The organism is Streptococcus pseudopneumoniae (assembly GCF_038148935.1).
Classification (GTDB): domain Bacteria; phylum Bacillota; class Bacilli; order Lactobacillales; family Streptococcaceae; genus Streptococcus; species Streptococcus pseudopneumoniae_U.
In genome coordinates this window covers 1-6,906 of sequence record NZ_JBBJZX010000099.1, presented here as the reverse complement: position 1 = coordinate 6,906, position 6,906 = coordinate 1, and the positions used below count along the sequence as shown (strand labels likewise).

At 40.4% G+C, this 6,906-nt stretch carries 7 protein-coding genes and 1 pseudogene; 3 read left to right on the top strand and 5 right to left on the bottom strand.

The genetic code is table 11. The features are described 5' to 3' along the window. The 3 genes and pseudogenes from WKI42_RS08995 to WKI42_RS08985 form a co-directional block, all read left to right on the top strand. Nucleotides 1–232, top strand: a pseudogene (locus WKI42_RS08995) (Rpn family recombination-promoting nuclease/putative transposase); the annotation flags it as partial. 324 nt (nucleotides 233–556) lie between these two features. Next, nucleotides 557–2,275 carry a phospho-sugar mutase gene (locus WKI42_RS08990; RefSeq protein WP_368081737.1) on the top strand — a complete coding sequence of 573 codons (1,719 nt, stop codon included), beginning with the start codon at nucleotides 557–559 and terminating at the stop codon, nucleotides 2,273–2,275. Nucleotides 2,276–2,386: 111 nt separating this feature from the next. Further along, entirely contained in the window at nucleotides 2,387–2,734 is a 348-nt protein-coding gene (locus WKI42_RS08985; RefSeq protein ID WP_050090142.1) for a thiol reductase thioredoxin, read from the top strand. 279 nt (nucleotides 2,735–3,013) lie between these two features. On the opposite strand, the gene WKI42_RS08980 is transcribed toward WKI42_RS08985, so the two are convergent. From WKI42_RS08980 to WKI42_RS08960, 5 genes are all read right to left on the bottom strand, one after another. After that, nucleotides 3,014–3,850 carry an amino acid ABC transporter substrate-binding protein gene (locus WKI42_RS08980; RefSeq protein WP_050220771.1) on the bottom strand — a complete coding sequence of 279 codons (837 nt, stop codon included), beginning with the start codon at nucleotides 3,848–3,850 and terminating at the stop codon, nucleotides 3,014–3,016. A 12-nt stretch (nucleotides 3,851–3,862) separates the two neighbouring features. After that, on the bottom strand, nucleotides 3,863–4,492 hold the full coding sequence (locus WKI42_RS08975; protein ID WP_368081736.1) for an amino acid ABC transporter ATP-binding protein: 630 nt from the start codon (nucleotides 4,490–4,492) through the stop codon (nucleotides 3,863–3,865). A 9-nt stretch (nucleotides 4,493–4,501) separates the two neighbouring features. Further along, the gene (locus tag WKI42_RS08970) at nucleotides 4,502–5,143 is read right to left on the bottom strand and encodes an amino acid ABC transporter permease (RefSeq protein WP_050242059.1); all 642 of its coding nucleotides are present in this window, start codon (nucleotides 5,141–5,143) and stop codon (nucleotides 4,502–4,504) included. Between the two features lie 145 nt (nucleotides 5,144–5,288). Beyond that, the gene (locus WKI42_RS08965) at nucleotides 5,289–6,518 is read right to left on the bottom strand and encodes a tetratricopeptide repeat protein (protein WP_368081735.1); all 1,230 of its coding nucleotides are present in this window, start codon (nucleotides 6,516–6,518) and stop codon (nucleotides 5,289–5,291) included. Continuing rightward, on the bottom strand, nucleotides 6,508–6,906 hold a 399-nt coding region (locus tag WKI42_RS08960; RefSeq protein WP_368081734.1), incomplete at its 5' end, for an AI-2E family transporter. The genes WKI42_RS08960 and WKI42_RS08965, both read right to left, overlap by 11 nt.

Genomic DNA, 6,906 nt, shown 5'->3' with positions numbered 1-6,906 from the left:
AGCACAGGACTATGCCTTGGAACAAGCGGAGGAAAAAGGGTTAGAGAGAGGTCGTGCAGAGGGGATTGAACAAGGTTTAGAGCGTGGGCGAGCAGAAGGCATTGAAGAGGGATTAAAAGTAGGTTTAGTAAATCTAGTACGTCAAGGTATTCTGACTTCCGAGGTTGCCAGCCAGCAATTGGGAATGACTGTGGCTGAGTTTGAAGCCTTGCTAGAAGATTATCACCAATAACGGTCAAGAAAACCATCTGGTCAAGCTGGTATTCTTAGAACTAAATGTCGAGTCACAGATTACTCAAAACACTGTTTTGAGGTTGTGTATAAAAATGCTGGGTAAAAGTCTTCTCATAATAAAACGTTTGGTATCAATGTTTTATTATGAGAAGACTTACTTTTTTACTGAGATTGAATTTTTCCTAGCCTCAACATCGTATAAACCCCAAATTCAATCTGACCTGGTTTGAAGAGATTTTCGAAACAGATAAGGTTTTACTAAAACTAAAAAAAATGATATAATCAAACTGATTAAATGTTTTAAAAATAAAGGAGAATTTTAATGTCTTACCAAGAAAATTACCAGAAATGGGTTGATTTTGCAGAGCTTCCTGACTACCTTCGTCAAGATTTGGAAAATATGGACGAAAAAACAAAGGAAGATGCCTTCTATACAAATCTTGAATTTGGTACTGCAGGTATGCGTGGCCTGATTGGTGCTGGTACAAACCGCATCAACATCTACGTTGTTCGTCAAGCTACTGAGGGATTGGCTCGTTTGATTGAGTCAAAAGGCGGAAACGAAAAAGAACGCGGTGTCGCAATCGCCTACGATAGTCGTCACTTCTCACCTGAGTTTGCCTTTGAATCTGCGGCAGTTCTTGCTAAACATGGTATCAAATCTTACGTATTTGAAAGCCTTCGTCCAACTCCAGAACTATCATTTGCAGTTCGTCATCTCAACTGCTTCGCAGGTATCATGGTTACAGCCAGCCACAACCCTGCTCCATTTAACGGTTACAAGGTTTACGGTGAAGACGGTGGACAAATGCCTCCACATGACGCGGACGCTTTGACTACTTATATCCGTGCAATCGAAAATCCATTTGCAGTTGAAGTTGCTGATGTGGAAACTGAAAAAGCTTCTGGCTTGATTGAAGTTATCGGTGAAGCTGTTGACGTAGAATACCTTAAAGAGGTTAAGGACGTAAACATCAACCCAGCCTTGATTGAAGAATTTGGTAAAGACATGAAGATTGTCTACACACCACTTCATGGTACTGGTGAAATGTTGGCTCGTCGTGCTCTTGCCCAAGCAGGATTTGACTCTGTTCAAGTCGTTGAAGCGCAAGCAACTGCCGATCCAGACTTCTCAACTGTAAAATCTCCGAACCCAGAAAGCCAAGCAGCCTTTGCCCTTGCTGAAGAACTTGGTCGTCAAGTTGGTGCAGATGTTCTTGTCGCAACTGACCCAGACGCTGACCGTGTTGGTGTTGAAGTTCTTCAAAAAGATGGTAGCTACCTCAACCTTTCAGGTAACCAAATCGGCGCTATCATGGCTAAATACATCTTGGAAGCTCATAAAAACGCCGGAACTCTTCCTGAAAATGCAGCCCTTTGCAAATCGATCGTATCAACTGACTTGGTAACAAAGATTGCTGAAAGCTACGGCGCAACTATGTTCAACGTTTTGACAGGTTTCAAATTTATCGCTGAAAAAATCCAAGAATTCGAAGAACAACACAATCACACTTACATGATGGGATTTGAAGAAAGCTTCGGTTATTTGATTAAACCATTCGTACGTGATAAAGACGCTATCCAAGCTGTTCTAGTCGTTGCTGAACTTGCTGCCTACTACCGTTCACGTGGTTTGACCCTTGCTGACGGTATCGAAGAAATCTACAAAGAGTACAGCTACTACGCAGAAAAAACTATCTCTGTTACCCTTTCAGGTGTCGATGGTGCTGAACAAATCAAAGCGATTATGGCTAAATTCCGTAACAATGCTCCAAAAGAATGGAATGCAACAGCTATCACTGTCGTAGAAGACTTCAAGGCACAAACTGCTACTGCTGCTGACGGAACTGTTACAAACTTGACAACTCCTCCAAGTGATGTGTTGAAATACACACTTGCTGACGGTTCATGGATTGCCGTTCGCCCTTCAGGTACAGAACCAAAAATCAAGTTCTACATTGCAGTTGTAGGAGAAACAAACGAAGAATCACAAGCTAAAATCGCTAACATCGAAGCAGAAATCAATGCTTTTGTAAAATAAAGACCTATAAAAGATGAGACTAACCAATCTCATCTTTTTTTCGTATCAAATCTAAGCAATTTTAGAAACTTTATGGCATACTAGACATATCAATGAAAGCGAGGTAATCTCATGGAACAATTTTTAGATAACATCAAAGACCTTGAAGTCACTACAGTTGCGCGTGCGCAAGAAGCTCTTGATAAAAAAGAAACTGCAACCTTCTTTATCGGTCGTAAAACTTGCCCTTACTGCCGTAAATTTGCAGGTACTTTGGCAGGTGTCGTAGCTGAAACCAAAGCTCACATCTACTTCATCAACAGTGAAGAAGCAAGCCAACTCAATGAGTTACAAGCATTCCGCTCACGCTATGGAATCCCAACTGTACCAGGCTTTGTTCACGTTGCAGATGGACAAATCAACGTCCGTTGCGACTCTTCAATGTCAGCACAAGAAATCAAAGATTTCGCAGGATTGTAAAAAATCAGCTAACAAGTCTTAAAATCACAAAAACGCATAATATAAGGTGCCAGAAACCCTTGATATTATGCGTTTTATTGTTCCTAAAACAGTTACATCAGCTTTTCATTACAGAACATTTTAATTTTATAAGTCAAATCAATTTTTAACAATGGTTTAGAAATCACAGTGGGCTATTCCATATTCAATTATCCAGATTCAATCGCTATTATCGTTTTCCTAGATTACAAAAAAACTACGTTTTGCTAATCAAAACGCAGTCTCAGCCACTATTTTATATTACTGTCCTTCTTTTACTTCTTTGGTTGCTACATCTTCTCCAAACCATTTTTGGCTGATTTCTTGGAACTTGCCGTCCTTGTAAAGACTAGAAAAAGCTTCATTTATCTTCTTAACCAGAGTTGTATCTTCCTTACGGGCTCCAACCGCAAAAGCTTCTGTTTCTAGTCCAACTGTAAAGACATTATAATCGTTTAAAACACCTTCTGCTTCTAAATAATAGTTTGCATAGACACGGTCAATCAATAGACCGTCAATTCTATCATTTTTCAAATCAATCAAGGCTTCATTAAAGGTTTGGTATTGATTCGCTTCCTTATTAGCGACAATATCCTTTAAAATCGCTGGGTTTGCTTCAAAGTCCGCATAACCAGATGAACCAGCTTGAGCTCCTAATGTCTTTCCAGCCATATCCTTTGCAGTCGTGATACCAGATGATTTCTTGGTCACCAATACCTGCTCATTCTTCATATATGAGTTACTGAATGCTACCTTTTCACGGCGTTCATCTGTAGCGGAATAACCATTCCAAATCAGATCAATCGTTCCTTTTGTCAATTCAGCTTCTTTCAAATCCCAATCAATCGGTTGCCAATTTACCGTAATTCCGTATTTTTCAAAAACAGCTGTAGCTAAATCAATATCAAATCCTGCATAAGAACCATCTTTCTGAGCAAATCCCATTGGAACAAAAGTACTATCAAATCCAATAGTAATAGACTTGTTAGACTCGTACTTAGACCAATTATCTCCACTAGTTTCGCTAGAATTTTTCCCACAAGCTACTAAGAACAAAGCAGTCATCAGACTGACTAATACAAGCATCCATTTTTTCATCCATTTTTCCTCCTATTTAGGTTCTACTTTCAATAATACATCTGCGATATTTTCCGCGAACTGCAAATCGTGGGTTACCACAATCTGGGTCATCCCAAGTTCCCTATTTTGCAAGATTAGTTTTTCCACTTCCAAGCGTAATTCTGGATCCAGGGCAGAAGTTGGTTCATCGTAGCCAATGATTTCTGGGTCAATCATCATAGCACGCGCCAAGGCCACCCGCTGCTTTTGCCCACCAGATAATGAAAATGGATAGGCATCTGCGTGTCCTCCTAGTCCTAATTGTTCCAAGAGACCACGCGCCTTCTTCTCAGCCTCTTCCTGCTTCATCCCCATGGTCTTCACAGGCGATAAAGTCAAATTGTCCAGAACTGATAAATGAGGGAACAGTTGAAAATCTTGGAATACAAATCCCAGTAGGTTTCGCTTCTGTAATTCATCCAACTCTAAGGAATCTCCATTATAAAAGATTTGCCCTGAATCAATGGTTTCAAGACCCGCAAGCATACGTAAGAGAGTTGTCTTACCTCCACCAGAAGGCCCAACGATAGCCAGAATTTGCTTTTCATGAATACTTAGACTGAAATCAGACAGGATTTGTTTGTCTCCAAATTTCTTATTGATATTTCGTAATTCTAACATGGCAGCCTCCTATCTATAATAACTGTACTTCTTCTCAACTTTTTTGGAAATAATTGTCACAATCCCAATCAAAATCAAGTAAATGGCTCCTGCCAAGAACATAGGAACCAGACTGGCGTCACGGTTGGCAGCTGTTCGACTCGCCAAGATAAGATCAGAAATTCCTAGAGCATATACCAGAGAAGTATCCTTGACCAAACTCATAACTTCGTTAAAGACACTAGGAAGCACGATCTTGGTCACTTGGGGCAAGATAATATAGCGTACTGTGGCAAAGGGACTAAACTTCAAGACCTTGGCAGCCTCATACTGTCCTCTTGGAATAGTGTCAATTCCTCCACGGAAAATTTCTGCAAAGTAAGCTGCATAGTTGAGAACAAAGGCAATAATGGCAGCAGGAAGGCGATCCAAACGAATCCCAATACTCGGGAGTACATAATAAATAAAAATCAATTGCAAGAGCAAGGGGGTGCCCCGCATAATCCAGATGTAAATGTTAATCAGATAATGGAGGGGCTTCCAATGGACTTGCAAGGCAAAGGCAATCAAAACGCCCAAAGGAATCGAAAATAGCAAGACCAGTGCAAAGACCTGTACAGTCGTGCTCGCACCATTCAGTAAACTCGGTAATATCTCAAATAAATAAGACATACTGCACCTCCTAAAAGTAATTGTTCCTATTATAGCATGAATAAACAAAATAACCAACCATTTTTGCAAAAAAATTCTATCATATACAAATAAAAACCGTAGCTATCAAAAGAGATAAACTACAGTTCTATATGTTTAAACATTCTTACAATCTCTCAAACAATTCTTGCATTTGCACATCATCTGGAACCAGTTTTAAGTAAGCTTGAGCATTGACTTTTGCTTCCTCAAAGTAGCCCAATTCACGCAAGAGATAGATATAGTGTTCCAGAAACTCTGGATTGTCCTTCAAATCTCCTGCCAACTCTTGGTAAAGCTCATAGGCAGTATCCAAATCGTCCATTTCTTGATAGGAACGAGCAATCATCCACTTGGTCAAGAGATTTTCTGGCTCCTCACTTTGCAAGTCTATAATATCCTCATAACGATCCTGCTCCAGATAAATAGTGGCTAAACGGAGTAAGATTTCTTCCGTATCCTCAGCATCTGCTTTAGCAGTAAGGAGGTAGTTCTCTGCTCCACTAGCATCATGCAATTCATAAGAAAATTGTGAAGCAGCCAGCAAGAGACGAGTTTCAAAGGGATTTTTCTCCAACCCTTGCTTAGCGATACGCAGGGCTTCTTGAACTTGATGTTCCTTATGTAAGGCCTGGCTATACCCATACTCATAACCTTCAAAGTCAGGAGAAATGGTATCAAGCTGCTTAAAGTAGAGGACGGCCTTTTGGTATTCTTCTTGGTCAAAGTAAAGACTGGCCAACTCAAAAGCTGTTAGGTCATCGTATTCTAACTCCAGAGCTTTTTCTAAAAACTCTGTGGCCGTTTCAAATTTCCCTAACTGGGCATAGGCAAAGCCAATTCGTTGATAGGTGGAAATGCCTGTTTCCTCATAAATAGTACGATTATCTAACTGGGCATAGCCTTGAATAGCTTCTTGGTAATTTTCCAACTCACTATCCAACTCTGCTAATCCCAGTATCAAGAGAGGATCCTCTGAATAACTCAAGGCCTCCAGCAATTTCTCACGCGCCACATCTGTCAAACCTTCCAGCTGGTAGAGGTCTGCCTTCAGAGCTAAAGCCGAGACATACCAGTCACTGTCAACTTGGATTTCCTCTAGATAGGCAAAGGCTTCTTCGATTTGACCATCCTCGCTAGCAATTGTTGCTAGATTGAGATTAACCTCTGGAAAGTCCTCTACGAGTTTCAGGTAAATTTCCTTGGCCTGAGGATAAAAACCAATTCCTTCAAGATAAGTTGCCAACTCATACAGAAGGTCACTTGAATCATTTTCTAAAGCTTTGACGAAATAATGCTCAGCCTTAGCTAAATCTTGTTCCTCCAAAGCCTGTAACATCTGTTGACTATTGTTCACTCTTGACTTCCTCTCCCTCTAATTCATATAGGCCACTGACTACCTTATACCATTCAAAAATGGCTGAAATGACAACTTTAGCAGAGGCATAAACCGGAATACCAAGTAAAACTCCCCAGATACCAAACATAGATCCTGAAGTTAACAAGACAAAGAGAACATTGATGGGATGGATGTTTAATTGGCTTCCCAAAATCAATGGAGAGACAAAACGTCCTTCAATAGTTTGTTCTACGATAAAGACAATCACCACTTTTAAAAGCATGACTGGTCCAGCAATCAAGCCCAATACTAGGGCAGGGAGCATGGCTAGGAAACTACCCAAATAAGGAACCAGATTTAAAATACCAGCAGTAACACCCAGCGTAACCGCATAGCGTAGACCAAT

Bases quoted from the DNA above. Each gene is read 5' to 3' on its own strand.
- WKI42_RS08975 (WP_368081736.1), bottom strand. From the start codon at position 4,492: ATGTTAGAATTACGAAATATCAATAAGAAATTTGGAGACAAACAAATC.
- WKI42_RS08970 (WP_050242059.1), bottom strand. From the start codon at position 5,143: ATGTCTTATTTATTTGAGATATTACCGAGTTTACTGAATGGTGCGAGC.
- WKI42_RS08985 (WP_050090142.1), top strand. From the start codon at position 2,387: ATGGAACAATTTTTAGATAACATCAAAGACCTTGAAGTCACTACAGTT.
- WKI42_RS08980 (WP_050220771.1), bottom strand. From the start codon at position 3,850: ATGAAAAAATGGATGCTTGTATTAGTCAGTCTGATGACTGCTTTGTTC.
- WKI42_RS08990 (WP_368081737.1), top strand. From the start codon at position 557: ATGTCTTACCAAGAAAATTACCAGAAATGGGTTGATTTTGCAGAGCTT.